The following is a 21,957-nucleotide window of genomic DNA, read 5'->3' as shown; positions in this document are numbered from 1 at the left end:
TTCTAACGGCTTTACATGATACTAGAATTAAAATGCGAGAGGAGAGTCATGAATGTATAGAAAAAAACCAGAAGATATCGTAACAGAGGAAACGAAAGTTTGGATTTGCGTTTCTGAAAACTGTAAAGGGTGGGTTCGCGATAATTTTAAGAGCAGTGAAAGCGAAACCCCAGTATGTCCTCTTTGTAAAAGTGAAATGAAAGCAAGCACAAAGGTGCTTGAAGTAATAAATAATCACAAAAAATACTAACATAAAAAACTCTATTTTAGAGTTTTTTTTATTTGGAGAAAATTTGATTTTCTCGTTATGTATAGCCATTTACAGCTTTCAAATGTAAAATGGGGTTACAGTCATTTGTAAGGAGGGGTATTCCTTTGTTAGAAAAAGCGAAAGAGCATTTGCAGCATTATTTTGGATATTCATCATTTCGTCCAGGTCAAGAAGAAATTATCAGCCATGTTTTAAACGGTCATCATTCTGCGGGCATCATGCCGACAGGAGGAGGCAAGTCAATCTGCTATCAAATCCCGGCACTCTTATTTCCCGGTATTACCCTCGTCATCTCACCTCTCATCTCACTCATGAAAGATCAAGTGGATTCACTGGATCAGGCTGGTATCCCTGCAACCTTCCTTAATAGCACAATCTCTCAAACTGAAGCCAGTGCAAGGCTGGCTGATTTAGAAGCAGGTAATTATCGTATATTGTATGTTGCACCAGAACGATTGGAGTCTGCGTTTTTTTTAGAGCAGCTGCAAAAAATGAATGTTTCAATGGTTGCAGTTGACGAAGCTCACTGTATTTCACAATGGGGACATGATTTTCGTCCAAGCTATTTAAGAATCAAACAATTAAAGAATCAGCTGAAATCAAAACCTGTCTTTTTGGCATTGACAGCGACTGCAACTCCTGTAGTAAGAGAAGACATTTGTGAATCACTCGGTATTCAGGAGGAATATACAACAGTAACTGGATTTGAACGAACCAACTTATCTTTTAAAGTCAGCAAGGGAGAAAATCGATACGATTTCATCGAACGATACATAGAAAAGAATAAGACTGAGTCAGGTATTATTTATGCTGCAACAAGAAAAGAAGCAGAGCTCCTATTTGAACGCTTAACGAAAAAAGGATTTCTTGCTGGCAAATACCATGGCGGAATGAAAGATCATGAACGGGGATTACAGCAGGACTTGTTTCTAAAAGATGATATTCAAGTCATGGTAGCAACAAATGCATTTGGAATGGGCATCGACAAATCAAATGTCAGATATGTAATTCACTATCAGCTGCCAAAAAATATGGAAAGCTACTATCAAGAGGCGGGGAGAGCAGGAAGAGATGGATTGGATAGTGAATGTATTCTTTTATACTCGCCTCAGGATATTCAAATTCAGCGCTATTTAATTGAACAATCCACTTTTCAGAAAGAAAGGCAGCATGCTGAATTAACTAAGCTCCATCAAATGAGGGATTATTGCCACACTGAAGGCTGTTTGCAGACTTTTATATTGAATTATTTTGGAGATTCCAAAGCCGAGACTTGCGGAAAATGCAGCAATTGTCAGGACGAACGCACACATGAAGATGTAACGAAGGATGCTCAAATGGTTTTATCGTGCATGATCCGTATGGGACAGAGATTCGGAAAAACAATGATCAGTCAGGTATTAACGGGGTCATCCAATAAAAAAGTCATAGACTTTAAATTTAATGAACTCTCAACGTATGGCATATTAAAACACCGAACAGCAAAAGAAGTCAGTGAGTTTATTGATTATCTGACATCTGAGCAATATATCGGCATAACAGGCGGACAATTTCCTGTTCTCGCAGTAGAAGAGAAAGGGCTGAACGTCCTAAAAGGCAATGAAACGGTTCATCGAAAAGAGAAAATGAAAATTGTGGAGGTCCAGGCGAATGACGAGCTATTCGAGCAGCTGAAGGAACTGAGAAAACAGCTGGCAAAAGAAGAAAACGTTCCGCCATTTGTCATTTTTTCTGATAAATCATTAAAGGACATGAGTGCGAAAATGCCAAGTACGATTGAAGAATTTCTTTCTGTCCAAGGAGTAGGGGAGTCAAAACTGAAAAAATACGGTGAAGCATTTATTGAAAAGATCGGTGCTTTCGCAGAAAAGAATCCTAACTTGGAGAGAACATCGCATGCCCGCACATCTGGGAAAAAAGAACGGAAAGAATCTTCCCATTTGGACTCCTATCAATTATTCAATGAAGGACTGAGTACGGAAGAAATAGCGGCGAAAAGAGGTTTATCAGTAATTACGATTGAAAATCATCTTCTTCGCTGTGCAAAAGAAGGAATGATTGTTGATTTTGAATCTTGGATACCAGAGCAATATGAAGCTCAAATTGAAGAGGCCATCCGCAGCCACGGATATGGTTTGCTGAAGCCTCTAAAAGAAATTCTTCCGGATGAAGTGAGTTATTTTATGATAAAAGCAGCTATTGTAAAAAGAGAGCTTGTTCATTAAGAAAAGCGCAAGCGCCCGTTTAACGCAGGCATGACAGAAAAGAATCCGGCAGAAAAGTCCAGGTTTGACTTTTTGCCGGATTTGATCTGGCCGAGGAGCTGGGCGATTCCGCTCGCCATCAATCTGCAAAAATTTATACTTTCTTATTTCTTAAATAAAAACAGCTGGAAGTTCCAGCTGTTTTTTTCTTTAAATACAGTTCATAGTAAGGAACTGCCCCTATTAATTCAAGTTTCCTTTAATCAAAACTATTTTCTAATTCGTCAACAAGCGTTCCAACATATGCGACAGCTTTTCGAATCGCATCTGGACTAGACATGTCAACACCTGCATGCTTCAGCAAGTCAATCGGTTTCATCGTTCCGCCAGCTTTTAAAACTTGTATCCAGCGCAGAACAGCAGGTTTTCCTTCTTCTTCAATCATTTGTGAAACTAAAGTTGAAGCGGTCAGACCTGCTGAATAGGTGTAAGGATAAAGTCCCATATAATAATGCGGCTGTCTCATCCAGGTTAAGGCTGCACCTTCATCTAATGTCACAGTATCTCCCCAAAACGAAGAAAGCACAGCTCCTTTTTCTTCACATAGCATTTTTGCAGTAATCGGCTTGCCTTTTTCAGCTGATTCATAAACACGGCGCTGAAACTCTCCCTCGAGCAAGTGGGTGACAAAGTTATGATAATACGTTCCCAGCAGCTGCAGAATGACCCAGCGTCTCATCCGTTTATCTTGGGTCTTTTTCAATAAATGCTTACCTAGAAGCATTTCGTTTAAAGTTGAAGGAGCTTCAACAAAATAAGTTGACGGTCTTGTATTCATAATGCGCTGATTTTTATTTGCCAAATAAAAGTGACCTGCATGCCCAAGCTCATGTGCCAGGACAAACGCACCTCGCATCGTATCCTGCCAAGTAATCAGTATATATGGATGAACACCGTATGGGCTTGAACAGAAAGCACCTGTTGATTTGCCGATATTGTCAGCTTGATCCACCCAGCGGTCAGCTAATGCTTTTTTCATAATTTGCGTATATTCAGGTCCCATTACTTCAAGTGCTTCTAAAATGACCGCACTTGCTTCGGCGAATGTCGTTTTTGGGTTAAATTCTGTGTCAAGCGGAGCCTTTAAATCACAAAAGCGCAGTTCATCAAGCTGCAGCACTCTTTTTTTCAAAGCAGCAAACCTGCGCATATGAGGAGAGAGTTCCTTTTGAATAATATCAAGCTGATTATGATACATTTCATTTGTCACATGCTGAGGCTTAAGCAGCATGTCTGTGACTGAATCATATTTTCTTATTCGTGAAAGTGTTACTTGTTTTTTTACTTCAGTAGCATAGGCAGCAGCAAAGGTGTTTTTGTATTTTTTCAGAGTTTCTACAAACGAATCGTATGCTTTTCTCCTTACTAGTGTATTTGGTGTAAACTCATAGCGGTCTTCATATAAAGCAAATGAGTTTGGCAGCTCGTTTCCATTTTCATCTGCAATTGCTGCAAAATCCAAGTCAGCTGATTTGCTTGTTTGATAAATTCTGTAAGGGGAACTGTGAATTTCTCCTAGTGCTGCAAGGACCTCTTCTGTTTCATCTGACAGCTGATGGGGCTTTGATTCAAGCAATTCATCAAGTTTAGTTCGAAACGGCTCTAAACCGCTTTGCTGCTTTATGTATGCTTCAATCGTGCCGTTTGGAAGTGCTGTAATTTCAGATTCAATAAATGATAAATCTGCGTTTGCTTTTGAATAGATTGAAGCAAAAGTCGAGTAATTCCCTTGATGGTCAGCATTCGTACCATCAGCAGATTGCTGCAGGCTAATATATGCTGCTGCTTTCGCCATTTTTTTTGAAAGGTTCTCCTCTGCTTCAAGGCATTTTAAAAGAGAATCTGCTCCATCTCTTAGAGTGCCCTTATATTGACGTATTTGGACTGCGGTTTTTTCAATGGATCTTAATTCAGATTCCCAATCTTCATGTGTTTCAAATAAATCCTCTAAATTCCATGTTAATTTTTCAGGGACTTCACTGCGTTTTAATCGTTTCTCAATTGTTTTTTCCACTTGACATTCCTCCATACTAAAAATGGTGTTTCGTGTTCCTAAATAATTATACATGATTCTAATGGTGTGTAAAAAGATTATTCAAAATTATCGGAAAATATATCTTTATCAAGATTAATAGGTTTCAATTCTAATTCAATGCGGGTATGTATAGGATATGAAATTAAATAAACAGGAGGTAAGATCATGACTATTTATAATACAAATCAAAATAATACGCTTGGTACAGAAACTGGAACCGGAGCTGTCACTCGAATCTCTAACAAAGAGACTAGCTCAGTTAAGGCAGTGCAGGATAAAAACAACAGCAAACTAGTAAAAGGTATTCTCGCAGGAGCAGTAATCGGCGGATTGGTCACATTATTTGACAGAAAAACGAGAAATCAAGTGAAAGACTCAGCTGTAAACCTGAAAGATTCATCAGTTGATATGTTTGCACAAGTGAAAGAAAATCCAGGTGAAGTAAAGAATCAAATGGTATCTCAATTTAAAAGCGCTGCTGATTCTTTAAAAGATGCAATAAATGAAGCAAAAAACCTGTATGATCGATTGAACAAAGACGTAAAGGATAATGTTAATGACGCCGTTGAAATTTCCAATGAAACATTAGCGACAGCGAAGGGGGCACAACAAGATCTTGCATCTATCGGATCTAAAGTGAAGGAAGCGGGCAGTGAACTGACTGGAAGCTCTGGGACATCAAAATCTGTTGCACCAGAAACACCTTCAAATTCAACATCCATTCCGGGAAGCAATGTAGGAAAATTTTAATTAAGCGAGAGCGGGCTTATGTCTGCTCTTTTTTTATGCAATTTTCTAGGAATAGATGTGAATTAATACGGCTTTGATATATGAATCTCAAATTTTATAATACTGAAAAATTAGAACAATATTTCTAGGAATAGATGTGAATTAATACGGCTTGATATATGAATCAAATTTTATAAAACTTAAAAATTAGAACAATATGATAATATAAGAGATATTTAACAGAAAGTAGGGGACCAGAATGTATTTACCATCTTTTAAGCTTGACAGCAAACTCGCAGTTATTACAGGAGCAGGACGAGGAATTGGAAGAGCACTGGCCATTGGCTATGCAGAAGCAGGAGCAGACGTTGTATTGCTTTCAAGGACGAAAGAGGACCTTTTTCAGGTCGCAAATGAAATTAAAGCTATTGGAAAAAATGCATATCCGATTGTTACAGATGTAACAGATAAAACTAGTATTCAGCACGCATTTAATGAAATGAAGGAACACAATCTCTCAATCGACATTTTAGTAAATAATGCAGGAATGAATATTAGAACACCGGCATTTGATGTAACAGAGGAAGAATGGGAAAAAATCATGAATACGAACTTGAAATCTGCTTTTTTTATGTCACAGAAAGCAGGAGAGATGATGCAGCAGCAAGGAAATGGAGGACGTATCATTAATATTTCTTCTGTAGCGGGACATACGGCTTTACGTACTGGAGTAGTGTATGCGTCTACAAAAGCGGCGATGATCCAAATGACAAAGGTGCTTGCTTTTGAATGGGGTCAGCATAATATTGGCGTGAATTCCATTGGGCCATGGTATTTTGAAACACCACTTACAGAAAAAATTCTTAATGATAAAAAGTACGTTGCGGAAATTTTAGCCGTTACACCGTTAAAAAGAATTGGACAGCTGCCAGAGCTGGTAGGACCAGCCGTATTTTTGGCATCAGATGCAGCCAGCTATATTACCGGGCAAACGTTATTTGTAGACGGCGGTATGACAATACACGGTTTTTAAGGGGGAATGAATCTTGGATACATACGCTGTTATTTTTACTTCACAACGTAACGAAAAGGATTCTGCGGGCTATGAGAGAATGTCTGAGTCAATGGTTGAAGCTGCAAAAAAGCAGCCGGGATTTCTTCGGGTTGAAAGTTTAAGAAATTCTGGCGGGTTTGGAATCACCATTTCTTATTGGGATTCATTGGATGCAATCAAAAATTGGAAAGAACACTCTGAACATTTGAAGGCTCAAAAAGCAGGAAAAGAAAATTGGTACGATTCGTTCAAGGTGGAAATATGTAAAATTGAAAAAGAGTATTCCTCATCATAACAAAGAAACTGTATTTCACTTGTTTTTTTGATTGCAATTAAGGGAAATATGGCTTATTGAATAAGCAGAAAATGCCGAAAAACATGTGATTTAAATGGATGATGACTTTATTTTAGAACCTTTGTCGACTTGCAGGAAATTGTTTATGCCCGTCTCGAATGATATAAAAACTAAAATTCAGAAAAGGCGGGGTTTTAATATGGCAAAAACAATAAATATTTCAAAGGTTGCTTCATTATTAGGGGAATCAACTTATATTTTAAAAATGTGGGAGCTTGAATTCGCTGCTTTTTTAGAAATTGAGAGAGATCACAAAAATGCTCGCGTATATACAGCTGAAAATATTGAAATGCTGCGGAAGATTAAGCACTTAAAGGATAGCCAGCTTGACCAGGCCACGATTACGCAAATGCTGAATATGAATAATGGCAAATCAGAGGCCGCTGCAGTTAAAGCTGATCCAGACATTGAAATGTCTGCAAAGAAAAATATAAAGGCTGCTCTTGAAGAAATCTTTAATTTAATTGAAGAAAAAGGGAAACAGGATATTTCCATTTTAGAACTGAAAATGGATCAGCTTGAACTCACTCTTATTGAACAGATGAAGCAAACGGTGAAACAAGAGCTTGCCTCACATTCAAAAGTACAGCTGAATGCTGCTAAAGGACAATTTTCAGCTCTTCATGATAAGCTAGATGTAATCCATGAAACCTCAAGCAGTGAAAGAGACATGTATCAAGAAGAACTCAAGTATGAACGGGAGCTTGCTAAAAAGCATATTGCAGCCCGCGAACAAAAGTTCATTGCGTTTGTTCAACAGCATCAAAAAGTTAGAGATGACAGAGCAGAGCGTAAATATGGCCTTTCAATGCTGAAGCAAATCATGGGATTTGCAAAATAATTAAATGGAGGCATTACCATGAATTCAAAATTGATTAATCATTTTTTATCTCATCGTTCGATCACGTTAGAATTAATTTCAAAAATCCAGCACGATGATCCAGAATTTAAGCCCTCTGAAACTTCAATGCCGACAAAAAAACTTGTGACACACATGCTTACTTCAATGTACAAATTCACAGCAGTCGTCAAAGAGGGAAATGCAAAGCCGCTTTTGGAGAAAGAAGAGATTTCGGAAACAAATCTATTAAAATTAGCTGAAAGCTATACAGAAAAAACAGTGCAAATACTAGAATCCTTGACTGAAGAAGACTTAACTCAAGTGATTGATTTGACAGACGTATTTGGATTTAAGGTTCCAGGATCAGCCCTTATCAAAATGGGGATTGAGCATGAAGTGAATCATAAAGGAAATTTATTTGTTTATGCCCGTATGCTCGGTCATACAGATTTACCGATGTACGTTAAGAAAATCTAATTGAAAAAGCCCGCTGATTTTATAATGTCAGCAGGCTTTTTTTGATTGCCCCTTTTTTACATTTTTGTTGAATTAAATTGGAAAGCGCGCGAATTAATCTGAAATGGCAACGAATTATTCGAATTAACTGAAATAGAACACTTTAAAAGGGACTGGCAATATAAAAAATAACCCATGGCATTGGTATTGTCATCCTCTTTCTTTTTCATAAGTATAAGTATATACTGATGGTATGAAAAGGAGGTGAATGCAGCAGATGATCTTAGAATTTACACATGATTTGACCCCATATTTATCGCTGTTAAGCATATTCTTTACCGTAGCAGCGATGTTTGCTTTCGGCTACTTGCTGAATCAGTCATTAAAGAAGCATCCTTCATTAAAGCCTGTTATGGAAAAAGAGCAGGAAAATCAATTTTCCTCTCAGCGGATGCAAAATGAAACGAATGCAATATCTTTGTGGATTACGATGCAAATGAGGCGTTATGACTCAGGTGATGATGTACCATCTAATATCCTTCTTGGAAAGCTAGCTCAAAATGGAAAACACCAAGGAGGATTTAAATGGAAAAGAAAGCTGCATTCATTTCACGGAAAACATTACTTGCACTGCTCGGTATCTCACTGCTGATTTTACTTGCCGGCTGTCAGCAGTCAAATGGAAACATTCAAGATATTACAGATCAGACGCCTGGTTTTTTTAATCATTATTTTGTGTATCCGTTCTCGGTATTGCTAAAAACGTTTGCCAATTGGTTTCAGGGAAGCTACGGCTTTTCAATCATTCTTGTCACACTGATGATCCGCCTCGTCCTTTTGCCGTTTGCTATGAAGCAATCAAAGGATCAGATGCAAATGAAAAGCAAGATGGAAAAAGCACAGCCTGAACTAAAAGCGCTTCAGGAGAAAATGAAAAAAGCGAAAGATGCTGAAACAAAGTCTAAGCTACAGCAGGAGACGATGAAGATTTACCAAAAGCATAATATTAATCCGCTGGCAACACTGGGCGGGTGCTTGCCATTGCTTATCCAGCTTCCGTTTTTGACAGGTTTTTATTATGCGATTCAAAGAACACCTGAAATTGCGGAACATTCGTTTTTGTGGTTCAACCTGGGAAATCCTGATTTAACTCTGACGCTGCTTGCTGCAGGAATCTATTATTTGCAGTCAAGAGTTTCAATTATCGGACTGGACGAGGCACAAAGAAAGCAAATGGCGATGTTCAGCTATCTGTCACCAATCATGATCGGTGTATTCTCATTGACAGCACCTGCTGCCCTGCCGCTTTACTGGACAATCGGAGGTATATTCGTAATTCTCCAAACGCTGCTTACGAAAAAACTGTTTCAGACAGATGCAGCTCCATTAACTGTTGCAAAATCTTAATGATAAGGCCAATTCTAAGCGAATTGGCCTTTTTTCCTGCTCAATAAAGGATTTAGCGCTTTCAAAACAGAATGTATTAAGGTAACAAAGGTGAATACATATAAAGGAGTTATCATGATGGAAGCACAAACTTTTAATAAAACTGTGACGAAGACTATAGATGTCAAGCTTTCATACCTAATAAAATTTCCTGCCAATTATGAAAACACAGCAGAAAATGTACCGCTTGTTTTATTTCTTCATGGGGCAGGGGAAAGAGGAACAGATCCCGGGCTTGTTAAAAGAATAGGTGTTCCTGAAGTCGTTGACAAGGGAGAATATCCGTTTATTTTGCTCGCTCCTCAATGCCCAATCTCGACAACAAGGAAAGCAAATTGGATTATGGAATTAGATGGAGTTGCTGCCTTGCTTGAAGAAATTGTGGAGAAGCATCGTGTAGATAAAAAGCGCATTTATTTAACAGGGATGAGCATGGGAGGTTATGGGGCATTTGAACTGGCTTCGCGGATGCCTGATGTATTTGCTGCATTGGCACCGATATGCGGAGGGGGTTGTCCTGAAAAAGCAGAACTGCTAAAAGAAATCCCCACATGGATATTTCATGGTGAGAAGGATGATATTATTCCAATTCAAGAGAGTTTAGACATGGTCCATGCTCTTGAAGCATGCGGAGGAAATGTAAGGTTTACTTCATATCCTGAAGCAGGTCACGATTCTTGGACAGAAACGTATCATAACCCAGCCTTTTTTACATGGCTTCTGCAGCAAAAAAAATAAAATAAAAAGGAGACGCTGTAAAAACAGTCGTCTCCTTGCGTTTGAGGCGAAAGACCACATGACCACATTCATGTGTGCAGATAACCGCGTGTCTCTCGGCTTACACAAATCAGCTCATCGCTCTAGTAATATACCATTTAATAAATATATACACAAGCTTTTTTTCTAAAAAAATTAGATTGGAGGTAAAACTTTATGAATTTAAAAAAGTTCACGAAAGACTTTAAGGAGTTTTCACTGGAATACGGCTGGACAGTTGTCATGCATAAAGATCATGAGCTTTTTAGAAGCAAGGATAAATATGCAATTATTGATGGAGAAGATGATGTGTTATTAAAGTTTTACCTTGAAAATGCGGATGTTGTATGTTTTAAAAAGACGATATGGAATTTAGATTGTAAAATAAATAGTGCAAATAAAGTGATTACCGTTTTTAATGAACCGGAAGATTTTGATGAATAAAAAAGCTCTTTCAAAAGAGCCGATAATGGGTCCTCATAGAGCATGAATGAATCCCAATTTTCATGAAATACTCGTATTTGGGACCTCAATGGGAATGAATGAATCCCTTTTTTCAGCAAAGAGCCGATAATGAGTCCTCATAGAGCATAAATAAAATCCCGTTTTTTAGGAAATACTCGTATTGGGGACCTCGATGGTATGAATGAATCCTAATTTTTAGCCAATATTCTTTTTTTGTTTCAATGTTGTAATCACAAATGATTAGTGTTTCGTAGTAAAACTCCATCGTTTTTGTTAGAAACGAGTTCTTTTATACTAAAATTGAAAGACGTCACTCATATAAAATATGTATGCAGAGCAACATTGTATTAGAATTGAGCTTTGTGAAAACTGACAGTAAATAGAAGGTTATGTCGATTTATGTTGACAACATCCAGGCTGGGATGTTTAAATTATCTATAAATTAATGGAGCGTAACGTTGAAAGGAATCATAGTAATCTTATTGTCCCTGTCGCAGAGAGCTGATGGTTGGTGTAAATCAGTACATACAAAAAAGATGAATTTCAATCCTGGAGTTTTAATTCCGACCTTTTGGAAGGGATTAACGGGTTGTCCCGATAAAGACTTTAGAGCCGGAGAATACCTCGTTATTCTCAACTAGGGTGGTACCGCGATGAAAAGTCGCCCCTATATTTTATAGGGGCGGCTTTTTTGCGTTCACATTAATAATAGACAGAATTTATGAGAGGTGCATAATGAAAGAAAGTCAGCAGTGGTCTTCAAAACTTGGATTTATTTTAGCAGCAGCGGGGTCTGCCATCGGTCTTGGAGCAATTTGGAAATTCCCGTATATCGCAGGCGTAAGCGGCGGGGGCGCCTTCTTTTTCATATTCTTATTGTTCACGATCTTGCTTGGATTGCCATTGCTTCTAGCAGAATTCGCAATCGGGCGAAGCACCCAAAAAGATGCGATCGAGTCATATAAAAAAATTGCACCAAAAACAAAATGGGCTTCAATCGGGTATCTAGGCATGATTACATGTTTTATCCTGCTCTCCTTTTATAGTGTAATTGGCGGCTGGATCATTTTATATTTAGTCAAAGCTATGACAGGCGGGCTGAATGGACTTAATCAGCAGCAGTATGGGGAGTTATTCGGTGCTACGATTTCAAATCCGCTGCTTAGCGTGGGAGCACACCTTGTATTTATGATCATTACCATTGCAGTTGTTGCAAAGGGTGTTCAAAATGGAATCGAACGCACAAGCAAATTTATGATGCCGGCCTTATTTCTTTTATTCATAGTCTTGATCGTCCGTTCCCTTGCTTTAGAAGGGGCAATGGAAGGTGTACGATTTTTATTTCAGCCCGATTTTTCAAAATTAACATCAGAAGTGATTCTTGCAGCACTTGGACAATCTTTTTTCACACTAAGTGTGGGTGTTTCCGTTATGGTCACCTATAGTTCATACTTGCCAAAGGAATCAAATTTGCCTCAATCAGCGATCTCGATTGTCGGTATGAATATTTTTATCGTTGTTTTAGCAGGATTAGCGATTTTCCCGGGTGTCTTTTCCTTTGGGCTGAAGCCTGATGCTGGTCCCGTATTATTGTTTAACGTTTTGCCGACTGTTTTTAATCAAATGGCATTTGGTATGGTGTTCTTTACGGCCTTCTTGCTGCTATTCTTATTTGCATCATTAACCTCAGCATTTTCGATGCTCGAAATAATTGTATCTGTGATTTCAAAAGGAGATACGGCCAAACGGGTAAAGTGGTCCTGGATCATTGGAATCCTTATTTTCGCAGTTGGCGTACCATCAGCTTTGTCGTTTGGAATTTGGAGTGAAGTTAGCATTTTTGGAAAAACGATTTTTGATGCAGCAGATTATTTGGTCAGCAACATCTTAATGCCGATTGGTGCACTTCTTATTTCCATTTTTGTTCCTTTGAAAATGAAAAAAAAGATGCTGTACGCAGAATTGGCTCACGGTTCTGCTTTATCTAAAGGTCTCTTCAACTGCTGGTTCTTTTTAATGAGATATGTAGCTCCAATTGCGATTTTCCTTGTCCTTTTGGATGTATTAGGTGTATGGAAGCTTTTATTTAAATAGATAACATCTTTTCAGTCATCCCATCCATATGTTAAAATTGGTAAAATTCAGATTATGGAGGGGAATGTTTTGGAGCAATTATCTTTGTTTGTCATTATGTCAATTTTATTAATCCTATTGCCTGGGCCCGATACAGCTATTGCGACAAAGAACACAATTGCCGGCGGCAGAGCAGGCGGAATGAAAACAGTGCTTGGCACGTTAACTGCACTTATGATTCATACATGTGCTGCAGTATTAGGGTTATCAGCACTTATTGTGAAATCAGCCTTTCTTTTTTCTATTTTGAAGTATGCAGGAGCTTGCTATCTCATATATTTAGGTCTCAAATCATTATGGTCATTAAAGAATAAGGACACATTTCAAGATGGTAAAGTACTAAATCATGAAGCCAAGCGTGTTAACTGTTTTAGACAAGGATTTTTAACAAATCTCCTTAACCCAAAGGTAGCTGTTTTCTTTTTAACGTTTCTGCCGCAATTTTTGGAGCCTGGATCCAATACATTCATCCAATTTATGATTATGGGATTAACGTATACGCTTTTAACATTAATTTGGTTCATCGTTTACATCTATTTGATTCATCAATTAAATGCTTTTATGAAAAAACCTGCTGTTCAAAAGTGGATGGAAGGCATTACTGGAACTGTGCTCATCGGATTTGGCATTAAATTAGCTTTGGAGAGAAAGTAAAGACATCAGAAATGGTGTCTTTATTATATTTGCACCTGCACATCTGAATTGCTCAATGAACCCAATGAAGTTGGGTTTTTTTTATGTTAGGCTGTTTTCGCATTGATTGTTGTTTTGGTTATTCATTGTACCCGTGGATTTACGCTGCAGGCACTTGCTTTCCGCGGGGAGGGATGGGAGCCTCTATTCCCGCAGGAGTCAAGTGCCTTCCGCTTCAATCCACTAAAGGTTTTAACCATTTTTTCTAAAAGCAACAAACTTTACGAAAAGAGCCTTATGTTAAGATATTTGATTTACATAATAATGAACTCTGAAAGGAATAATAATCCATACCAAATAAAAAGCTCGAGGAAAACTGAGGGATTGAATATGTCAAAACAATCTATTGAATTGTCTAAATCTCTAGAAGAAAACATGGCAATGATTAAAGCGAAACTAGGTGACAGTTCAGATATCCGATTTAAAGATATTGTGAATCAGGGCTAACGCTTTTCTATCGTATACATAGATGGGATTGTAGACAGTGAGCAGCTTTAAGAATCGATTTCCGCAAATACCGCATTAATGAGAAAAATAATTAGAGATTCTTCTTTGCGAATTGAAGATCAGACAAACATTAACTCAAATACAATGTTTAAATATAGATAAATAGTTGCAATTCTATCTAGAGAAGAGTAGACTTTGTATCATCAAATCAAATAAGATCGGGAGCTTGTGGAATCAGGCTGAGAGTACGGCTAACTGCCGTAGACCGAATGAACCTGTTGGATAATGCCAGCGCAGGGATGTGATTCAGGGATACCTATGAGCACTTTGCCGCGGCAGAGTGCTCTTTATTTTTTGGGAGGGAAAAATATGATAGAACCGAAAAAGATTGGTGCGATTTTAGAAAAACTAAGAACAGAAAAACCATTGGTGCACAATATTACAAACGTAGTGGTAACGAATTATACAGCAAATGGTTTGTTAGCTATCGGAGCCTCTCCAGTTATGGCATATGCAAAAGAAGAAGTGGCTGATATGGCCAAAATTGCAGGTGCACTCGTATTAAATATTGGCACCTTAAATAAAGAAAATGTAGCATCCATGCTGCTTGCAGGTCATTCTGCCAATCAGCATGGCGTGCCAGTCATTTTTGATCCAGTTGGAGCAGGCGCTACAAAATACCGTACAGAAACGGCACAAAAAATAGTAAAGGAACTGGACATTGCTGCAGTTAGAGGGAATGCTGCTGAAGTGGCAAATGTCGTCGGGGAGAGCTGGGCTATAAAAGGAGTCGACTCCGGTGATGGCGAAGGTGACTTAATCGCACTTGCTGTGAAGGCTGCCAAGCAGTTAAACACAATCGCGGTCATAACAGGAAAACAAGATATTGTTTCAGATGGTGAAACAACATATATATGCAAAAATGGTCATTCTCTTTTAACAAAAGTAACGGGTGCAGGGTGTTTACTAACCTCTGTTATCGGAGCATTTTGTGCAGTTGAAAAGGATTATGTTCTTGCTTCAGCCGCAGCATTATCGGTTTACGGAAGTGCTGCGGAACTTGCAGCTGAAGGAATTGAAGGCCCCGGAAGCTTTCAAATCGAGTTTTTAAATATGCTTTATAATATTTCAGCAGATGATATTCAAAAACTTTCTGCCCTTGAGGAGGTCAGCCATGTCAATTTCTAAAGCACTAACAATTGCAGGCTCTGACAGCGGCGGCGGAGCAGGAATTCAGGCGGATTTAAAAACGTTTCAGGAATTGAATGTATTTGGAATGTCTGCTATTACAGCGGTTACCGCTCAAAACACACTAGGTGTACATGGTGTGTTTCCATTAACTGCGGACGCGGTTGTGCAGCAAATTGAAGCGATTGGTTCAGACCTTGGAGCTGATGCCATTAAAACAGGAATGCTTTTTAATAGTGAAATTATTGAGGCTGTCTCTGACCAAATAAAGAGGTTCAACTGGAGCAGAGTAATTGTAGACCCCGTCATGATAGCCAAGGGAGGTGCATCCCTTTTACAGGATGAAGCAGTCGAAGCATTGAAAAATCATTTGCTTCCTCTTGCTTTAGTCGTTACACCGAACATACCCGAAGCCGAAGTGCTGACAGGAATGAAAGTTAACAATCTCGATGACCGTCAAACAGCTGCTAAAATCCTGCATTCTTATGGGGTTAAGAATGTGGTCATTAAGGGAGGACATGCTGACAGTGAAGAGCAGTTAGTAGATTTGTTGTTTGATGGAACCGAATTTAGCTATTTTACGAGCAGACGTATTGATACAAAAAACACGCATGGCACTGGATGTACATTTGCAGCAGCGATCACAGCAGAAGTGGCAAAAGGAAAGTCAATCTTTGATGCTGTGGAAACTGCGGTGGACTTTATCCAAGAAGCGATTAAAGAGGATATCGGGTTAGGGCTGGGACACGGACCGACAAATCATTGGGCTTACCAAATGAAAAGGCGGGGACAGCAGTATGTGGAATGAAAATGTCCGCGAGAAGCTAAAGCTTTATTTCATTATGGGGAGCATAAACTGTACGCAAGATCCTAAACAAGTCCTGCTTGAAGCTATCAAAGGCGGCATTACAATGTTTCAGTTCAGGGAAAAAGGAACAAGTGCTTTAACCGGAAGAGAAAAAACAAATTTAGCACGAGATTTACAGGAAGTTTGCAGGAAGCATGGAATCCCATTTATCGTAAATGATGATATAGAATTAGCTGTTGCACTAAATGCAGATGGCGTTCATATTGGGCAGGATGATGCGGATGCGAAGCAGGTCAGAGAGAAAATAGGTGACAAAATTTTAGGTGTTTCTGCACATACGCTGGCTGAAGTAAAAAAAGCAATGGCTGATGGAGCGGATTATATCGGTGCGGGACCGATTTATCCGACTCTGACTAAATTGGATGCAGAACCTGTGAAAGGGACCGCTCTCATTGAAGAAGTAAGAAATTCAGGCATTCTAGTCCCAATCGTAGGCATCGGGGGAATTCAAGCGGACAATGCCCATGAAGTGATCGAAGCAGGAGCAGACGGGGTTTCGGTCATAACGGCAATCAGTCTTTCTGAAAATGTGTATGAAAGTGCAGCTGCATTGAAGAAGGCAGTGAAAAACTTATAATATCTATCATAATATCTTGTTAAAAAGAACGAGCAGATTTTTTAATCTGCTCGTTTTTAACGTTATCTGGATTTTTTAACTAATTCGACCGCTTCTTTTGAAAGGTGGAAGGACTCTTTTGTCTGAATGGTAACGCCATCAAGCTCAATTTCTTTTCCATTAAGAATGACGATATTTTTGTTTACAGGAAATTCAGCCGTTGTTTTTCCTTTTTGTACGATAAAAACTGGATTATTTGCATCTGAACGATCATCTTTTATTTTTGCGCCTATTGCTTTAAAAGCAGTTTCGGCATTTACAAACATTTTTTCATCTAATTTTTTTAAGTCAAAGCCCATAGCAGATGCCGCTTTAAGTGCGATGTCCGTATTTTCAACTAATCCTTCTGGCTTACCGGGTCCGTATGAATACATGAAAAGATCTTCACCTGTATGTCCTCCGCTCGTAAATCCTATATTCGCACGGTTTGCAAGCAATTCAACAAGTGTTTTCCCTAAGTTTGCACTTTCATTAATGGCTTTTGTTTCGTCAGCAGAAGGGCTGTCAATTCCATAAAGTGCAGCAACTTCCAGTTTGTTCGATTGATCAGGTTTTAACTGCTTCAAAGCACCTTCAAGCGTCATTTTTGATTTTTTTAAAGGATCAATGTAATCAGCAACCGGAATAGACGGATAAGAAGAGGATGTGTTTTTGTTCCCTATTGATATACCGCTGTTCCCATGATCAGATAGCGCAATAATCATGGTGTTTTTATCTTTTTTGGCATACTCAAGTGCTTCTTTTACTGCAGCATCAAAAGCAAGAGTATCACTAATCATTCCGATAGGGTCATTTGCATGTGCAGCCCAGTCAGGTTTGCTTCCTTCAACCATCAGGAAAAACCCGTCTTTATCTTTAGAAAGAGTTGAAATCCCTTTTTTAGTCATCTCAGCAAGTGTTGGTTCATTTGGATTTGTTGTGGCACGGTCCATGTCATAGGCAAGAGCAGCAGGAGCAAAAGCACCCCATAGCTTGCTTGATTTGGATTTCATCAATTCATCTCGAGTTTCAACAAGATCATAGCCTTTTTCTTCTGCAACTTCAATTAAATTTTCTCCATCTTTCCTATTGTTTTTGGCTTGTCCAGGCAACAGCGAATCTTTTCCTCCGCCTAGAACGACATCCATTTCTTGATAAAGCTGCTGTTCGGCGATATTGTCATACTCACTGCGGTGGGAAACATGAGATGAAAAAGCAGCCGGTGTTGCATGCTGGATTTCAGAAGTCGAGATAATGCCAGTTGCTTTTCCGATTGATTTTGCACCTTCCAGTACGTTAGCCACTGGTTTATAAGCATTTTTCGCAAGTGAGGGGTCTACTCCAGGGCTATTTACTGTTTCAGGAAGAACCCCGACTAATTTGTCATTTGATTTGTTGCCGGTTGCCATGGCTGTACCGGCAGGAGCTGAATCTGTAATGGCTGATTCTGCCGAATAGGTTCTGACACCGCCGCTTAAAATCTCATCCATTGCAAGCGGTTCGCCCTTATACCATCTGGCAAGTGTTGTTGTGCTTGAACTGACGCCATCCATGACAAGAACAATGACGTTTTTAGCCTGTGCCTGATCTTTTTTTGCTTCAACCTTGCCAATATTAGCTGTAAAACCAAGTGAACCAACTGCCAGGGTTCCAGCTAAAGTAACACCAATCATCTTCTTATTGAATCCCATTTTAATTCCCTCCCGATCTTGTACTAACAATCTTAAGGTTAATCATTAATTATAAAACTAGTATGTAAATAATGTTAAGTCCCCTTTTATATAGTATTACTGTTATGTTAAGGTAGTTCGGAAGGAGTGGGTGAAAATACACATATAGATTAAATAAGGATGCGTTTTTATCAATAATATTATTATGTAAACAGTAGTTGGAAAATATTGATTCTTATATTAAACCAAATTGATTGCGAAATCGCAAAAAAATCCATGAAATTAAAGCCTCCAGGAGCTTTCTTATGAAATGGAAGAAGAGGTCCTTAAAATTGCAGACTTGTCTTACATCCTCACTATTTTCGTTTAGGAATAGCTTCGTCATTACTTGCTTATTTGTTGAATATTAAGCTTTTGGTTTTCTTGAAGCAAAGGAATTAGAAGTTGCACCCGAAGTAAATATAACAGTGTTTGAAAAAGTGGGAACAGATTAATCAAAATCTGTTCTCTTTTTTGATTTTTTTAATGAAAATGATTAGGTACGATGTGCTAATTCACTAGAATTTTTCCAGTAAATTCATAGGCAGGAATGACTGATTTTTCAGAAGTCATTGACATTGATAATCATTTTCAATTAATATTCATGTGTACTCACTGACAAGACAGTAAGGAGCTGAATCACATAGAAGACGTAATTGGATTCGATGCCATTATTGATGATAAGGAAATGAAACATCATATTTTACTTCGTCCTGTTAAAATGATCGATTTCGAAGTGTTATACATCTGGATGCAACAGACTCATATCGCACCATTCTGGAAGCTGAACGTAAATAAAGAAGAGTTTCAAGTCTACTTAGAAAGGACATTAAAAGCAGAACACAAACGTGTTTTTCTATGTTTTATAGATCATATCCCTGCAGGTTATCTGATTGCGTATTCCATCGAGCATGATCCAATAAAAGAGTATTATCAGGCAGAACCCGGTGATCTTGGCATGCATTTTTTAATTGGACCAAGGGAATTGTTGAACAAAGATGATGGTTTGATGATAGCAAGGGCAATGACAGCATTTTTGATGAAAAAATACAGCTGCAGCCGAATTATAGGCGAGCCTGATATTAGAAATCGGATAGTCATTCCAATACTAAAGGAAATGGGTGGATATGTTGCTGATACTATCTCCATGCCGCATAAAAAAGCAGCGTTAATTATTGGGGAAAAAGACCGTTTCCAAAAGTATATGTCAAACGTAAATGTGAATTTTGTCAAACTTCCGAACCAAGAGAAGGATTTATTAGCTGAGGAAGGCAGGAGCGTTATGTGAAAACCCATCACCCAATTGATGATGATATGAAACAACTGCTGGAAACGATTAGAGCACGTATGCTTGAACTCAATCATCCTGCTTTGACCGATTTATCCGCAGTGCAGTCAAGATATTTTTATAAAGAAGCACGAACCTTCTTTCAAGCATGTGAAATGAAGGACATCACAGTTTACAACAAAATGATAAAGTCAGCTGATCATACCATTCCTGTGAGAATTTATCAGCCGCAATCAGAAGAAATACTGCCAGTTCTGTTATTCATGCATGGAGGAGGATGGGTATTTGGTGATATCGACAGTGCAGATTCGATATGCCGTTATTTTGCAAGGCACGCAAATTGTCTCGTCGTTTCAGTAGGATACCGTCTTGCTCCAGAGCATCATTTTCCTGCAGCACTGATGGATGTTCTTGCAGTTGCAGAGTGGGCTCCTCAAAATGTGATGAAATGGAATGGTAATCCAGAACACATTTCGATTGGAGGAGAATCTTCTGGCGCTAACCTCGCAGCCGCAGCGGTTCATTGGCTAAATGAACAAGGAAAACAAGTTTTTGAGATGCAGCTTTTAATTACGCCTGTTTTAAATCACAATTTTGAAACAGAATCTTATCAATCTGGTTATTCGTTCAACTTAACAAAAGAAAAAATGGAATGGTTTTGGAATCATTACTTAAGTGAACCGGAACAAGGACTGAATCCTTATGCATCGCCATTGCTTGCTGAAATATTTGAAAATATGCCGAAAGCATTGATCGTGACGGTAGAATATGATCCGTTAAGAGATGAAGGAATGCAGTATGCTGAAAAGCTGGCAGTTGCTAACATTCCTGTTTCACATCTGCATTATGGCAGGCTTGTTCATAGCTTTCCAAATATGATCGGACGAGTAAACCGTACAGATCTTGCCATGATTGACATAACGAAGCAGCTTCAGGGTATGCTGAGAAAAAATTTTTAATTTTTTTAAATGATAATGAGAATTATTTTCAAATAGGAAAGGTGATAGATGATGTTAACGAATGAATTTTACTTAAGCAGCCAGCGCGCACGAGAATCCAATGCAAGATCCTACCCGCGCAGAATTCCAATTGCAATCAGCGAAGCAGAAGGGATTTACGTGAAGGATGTTGAGAATAAGACATATATAGATTGTCTTGCAGGAGCAGGAACACTGGCACTTGGACATAATCACCCTGTCGTGATTGAAGCGATGGAGAATGTGATAAAAGGAAAACGTCCGCTGCATACGCTTGATCTCACGACGCCAATGAAAGAAGAGTTTGTAGAAGAACTATTTGATGCACTTCCAAAGAAGTTTGCAGAGAATGCAAAAATTCAATTTTGCGGTCCTTCAGGATCAGATGCGATTGAAGCAGCAATGAAGCTCGTAAAAACGGCGACTGGAAGGGGAGGCATGCTTTCATTCCAAGGTGGATACCATGGCATGACGAATGGATCCCTTAGCCTGATGGGAAATCTTGGACCAAAAAGCAAAATTCCTAACCTGATGTCAGATGTTCATTTCCTCCCATACCCATACTCATACCGCTGTCCGTTTGGAATCGGCGGAGAGGCAGGAGCATCGATCGGATCTACTTTTATCGAACGCACATTGAACGATCCGGAATGCGGAATTGTGAAACCGGCAGGAATGGTCATGGAAATTGTTCAAGGTGAAGGAGGCGCAATTCCAGCACCAGATGAATGGGTCAGACAAGTCAGAAATATTACAAGTGATCAGCAAATTCCGCTCATCGTCGATGAAGTGCAAACAGGGTTTGGCCGCACTGGAAAAATGTTTGCCTTTGAACATGCAGGCATACAGCCTGATGTTGTTGTTCTTTCAAAAGCGATCGGAGGCACACTTCCGCTAGCCGTTGTTGTTTATCATAAGGATCTTGATCAATGGGAACCAGGAGCACATTCCGGTACGTTCCGCGGAAATCAGATCGCGATTGCGGCTGGCACAGCAACGATGAAATGGATAAAGCAGGAAAAACTTGATGAACAGGCTGCTATCCTTGGTGACTTCCTCATGCTGCGTTTAAAACAAATGAAGCAAGAAGTATCATCCATTGGAGATGTTCGGGGGTTAGGCCTGATGGTTGGTGCTGAAATCGTAGATAATACGGCGGATGCAGATGCGATCGGCAGTTATCCTGCTCATCCAAAGCTTGCGAAGCTTATTCAGCAGGAATGCTTTAAACGTGGCCTGATCCTTGAGCTTGGAGGACGTTTTGGCAGTGTGGTCCGGTTCTTGCCGCCGTTGATTATTACAAGAGAACAGCTTGATGGAGTTTGTGATATTTTCTTCGAATCCGTTAAAGCAGCAGAACAAGCTTTAAGTCCGAGTTTAGTTTAGG

Annotated in this window: 21 protein-coding genes, 1 riboswitch and 1 other annotated feature; of the genes, 19 read left to right on the top strand and 2 right to left on the bottom strand. The window is 39.0% G+C overall.

Features of this window, described 5'->3' with window-relative positions; all coding sequences use genetic code 11:
* The first annotated feature begins 52 nt into the window (after positions 1-52).
* Positions 53-250, top strand: coding sequence for a cold-inducible protein YdjO-related protein (locus CYJ36_RS07505; RefSeq protein ID WP_101566375.1), 198 nt, complete (start codon positions 53-55; stop codon positions 248-250).
* Between the two features lie 125 nt (positions 251-375).
* Positions 376-2,496 carry a DNA helicase RecQ gene (gene recQ, locus CYJ36_RS07500; RefSeq protein WP_101566372.1) on the top strand — a complete coding sequence of 707 codons (2,121 nt, stop codon included), beginning with the start codon at positions 376-378 and terminating at the stop codon, positions 2,494-2,496.
* A 238-nt stretch (positions 2,497-2,734) separates the two neighbouring features.
* On the opposite strand, the gene pepF is transcribed toward recQ, so the two are convergent.
* The gene (pepF, locus tag CYJ36_RS07495; protein WP_101566370.1) at positions 2,735-4,549 is read right to left on the bottom strand and encodes an oligoendopeptidase F; all 1,815 of its coding nucleotides are present in this window, start codon (positions 4,547-4,549) and stop codon (positions 2,735-2,737) included.
* Between the two features lie 186 nt (positions 4,550-4,735).
* On the opposite strand from pepF, the gene CYJ36_RS07490 reads away from it, so the two are divergent.
* The 14 genes from CYJ36_RS07490 to thiE all read left to right on the top strand — a co-directional run bounded on the left by CYJ36_RS07490 (position 4,736) and on the right by thiE (position 16,578).
* Positions 4,736-5,320, top strand: coding sequence for a YtxH domain-containing protein (locus CYJ36_RS07490; protein ID WP_101566368.1), 585 nt, complete (start codon positions 4,736-4,738; stop codon positions 5,318-5,320).
* 238 nt (positions 5,321-5,558) lie between these two features.
* A complete protein-coding gene (locus CYJ36_RS07485; RefSeq protein ID WP_101566366.1) occupies positions 5,559-6,332 on the top strand; it encodes an SDR family NAD(P)-dependent oxidoreductase in 774 nt (257 codons plus the stop codon).
* A gap of 13 nt (positions 6,333-6,345) precedes the next feature.
* Positions 6,346-6,648: an antibiotic biosynthesis monooxygenase family protein gene (locus CYJ36_RS07480; protein WP_101566364.1), complete on the top strand. Its 303-nt coding sequence runs from the start codon at positions 6,346-6,348 to the stop codon at positions 6,646-6,648.
* Positions 6,649-6,847: 199 nt separating this feature from the next.
* Positions 6,848-7,549, top strand: coding sequence for a helix-turn-helix domain-containing protein (locus tag CYJ36_RS07475; protein WP_180850134.1), 702 nt, complete (start codon positions 6,848-6,850; stop codon positions 7,547-7,549).
* Between the two features lie 12 nt (positions 7,550-7,561).
* Positions 7,562-8,026 (top strand): DinB family protein, encoded by a 465-nt coding sequence (locus CYJ36_RS07470; RefSeq protein ID WP_101566359.1) that lies wholly within the window; start codon positions 7,562-7,564, stop codon positions 8,024-8,026.
* 256 nt (positions 8,027-8,282) lie between these two features.
* Positions 8,283-8,657 (top strand): hypothetical protein, encoded by a 375-nt coding sequence (locus tag CYJ36_RS07465; protein WP_142382687.1) that lies wholly within the window; start codon positions 8,283-8,285, stop codon positions 8,655-8,657.
* Positions 8,591-9,412, top strand: a complete 822-nt coding sequence (gene yidC, locus CYJ36_RS07460) for a membrane protein insertase YidC (protein ID WP_101566355.1) — start codon at positions 8,591-8,593, stop codon at positions 9,410-9,412. The genes CYJ36_RS07465 and yidC overlap by 67 nt, the downstream gene beginning before the upstream one ends.
* A 117-nt stretch (positions 9,413-9,529) precedes the next feature.
* On the top strand, positions 9,530-10,189 hold the full coding sequence (locus tag CYJ36_RS07455; RefSeq protein ID WP_180850132.1) for a prolyl oligopeptidase family serine peptidase: 660 nt from the start codon (positions 9,530-9,532) through the stop codon (positions 10,187-10,189).
* 195 nt (positions 10,190-10,384) lie between these two features.
* Positions 10,385-10,651: a hypothetical protein gene (locus tag CYJ36_RS07450; protein WP_101566350.1), complete on the top strand. Its 267-nt coding sequence runs from the start codon at positions 10,385-10,387 to the stop codon at positions 10,649-10,651.
* A 470-nt stretch (positions 10,652-11,121) separates the two neighbouring features.
* Positions 11,122-11,344 (top strand) — a binding site (T-box leader).
* A gap of 63 nt (positions 11,345-11,407) precedes the next feature.
* Positions 11,408-12,766, top strand: a complete 1,359-nt coding sequence (locus tag CYJ36_RS07440) for a sodium-dependent transporter (RefSeq protein ID WP_101566346.1) — start codon at positions 11,408-11,410, stop codon at positions 12,764-12,766.
* 54 nt (positions 12,767-12,820) lie between these two features.
* Positions 12,821-13,459: a LysE family translocator gene (locus CYJ36_RS07435; protein ID WP_101566344.1), complete on the top strand. Its 639-nt coding sequence runs from the start codon at positions 12,821-12,823 to the stop codon at positions 13,457-13,459.
* 694 nt (positions 13,460-14,153) lie between these two features.
* Positions 14,154-14,262: riboswitch (TPP riboswitch) on the top strand.
* Positions 14,263-14,314: 52 nt separating this feature from the next.
* The gene (gene thiM / locus CYJ36_RS07425; protein ID WP_142382685.1) at positions 14,315-15,133 is read left to right on the top strand and encodes a hydroxyethylthiazole kinase; all 819 of its coding nucleotides are present in this window, start codon (positions 14,315-14,317) and stop codon (positions 15,131-15,133) included.
* Positions 15,120-15,941, top strand: coding sequence for a bifunctional hydroxymethylpyrimidine kinase/phosphomethylpyrimidine kinase (gene thiD, locus CYJ36_RS07420; RefSeq protein ID WP_101566340.1), 822 nt, complete (start codon positions 15,120-15,122; stop codon positions 15,939-15,941). Before thiM ends, thiD begins: the two co-directional genes overlap by 14 nt.
* The gene (thiE, locus tag CYJ36_RS07415) at positions 15,931-16,578 is read left to right on the top strand and encodes a thiamine phosphate synthase (protein ID WP_101566338.1); all 648 of its coding nucleotides are present in this window, start codon (positions 15,931-15,933) and stop codon (positions 16,576-16,578) included. Before thiD ends, thiE begins: the two co-directional genes overlap by 11 nt.
* Before the next feature lie 62 nt (positions 16,579-16,640).
* Here the strand turns inward: thiE and CYJ36_RS07410 are convergent, their stop codons facing one another.
* Positions 16,641-18,287, bottom strand: coding sequence for an alkaline phosphatase (locus CYJ36_RS07410; protein WP_101566336.1), 1,647 nt, complete (start codon positions 18,285-18,287; stop codon positions 16,641-16,643).
* Positions 18,288-18,993: 706 nt separating this feature from the next.
* Between CYJ36_RS07410 and CYJ36_RS07405 the strand changes: the two genes are divergently transcribed.
* From CYJ36_RS07405 to CYJ36_RS07395, 3 genes are read left to right on the top strand one after another with little or no spacing between them, the layout of a single operon-like run.
* The gene (locus CYJ36_RS07405; RefSeq protein WP_101566334.1) at positions 18,994-19,593 is read left to right on the top strand and encodes a GNAT family N-acetyltransferase; all 600 of its coding nucleotides are present in this window, start codon (positions 18,994-18,996) and stop codon (positions 19,591-19,593) included.
* A complete protein-coding gene (locus CYJ36_RS07400; protein ID WP_257962416.1) occupies positions 19,590-20,552 on the top strand; it encodes an alpha/beta hydrolase in 963 nt (320 codons plus the stop codon). The genes CYJ36_RS07405 and CYJ36_RS07400 overlap by 4 nt, the downstream gene beginning before the upstream one ends.
* A 48-nt stretch (positions 20,553-20,600) precedes the next feature.
* Positions 20,601-21,956 (top strand): aspartate aminotransferase family protein, encoded by a 1,356-nt coding sequence (locus CYJ36_RS07395; RefSeq protein ID WP_374702788.1) that lies wholly within the window; start codon positions 20,601-20,603, stop codon positions 21,954-21,956.
* Position 21,957: the final 1 nt, after the last annotated feature.

This window comes from Bacillus sp. UMB0893 (assembly GCF_002858905.1).
Lineage (GTDB): Bacteria > Bacillota > Bacilli > Bacillales > Bacillaceae > Bacillus_P.
This window is presented reverse-complemented; position numbering and strand designations above follow the sequence as displayed.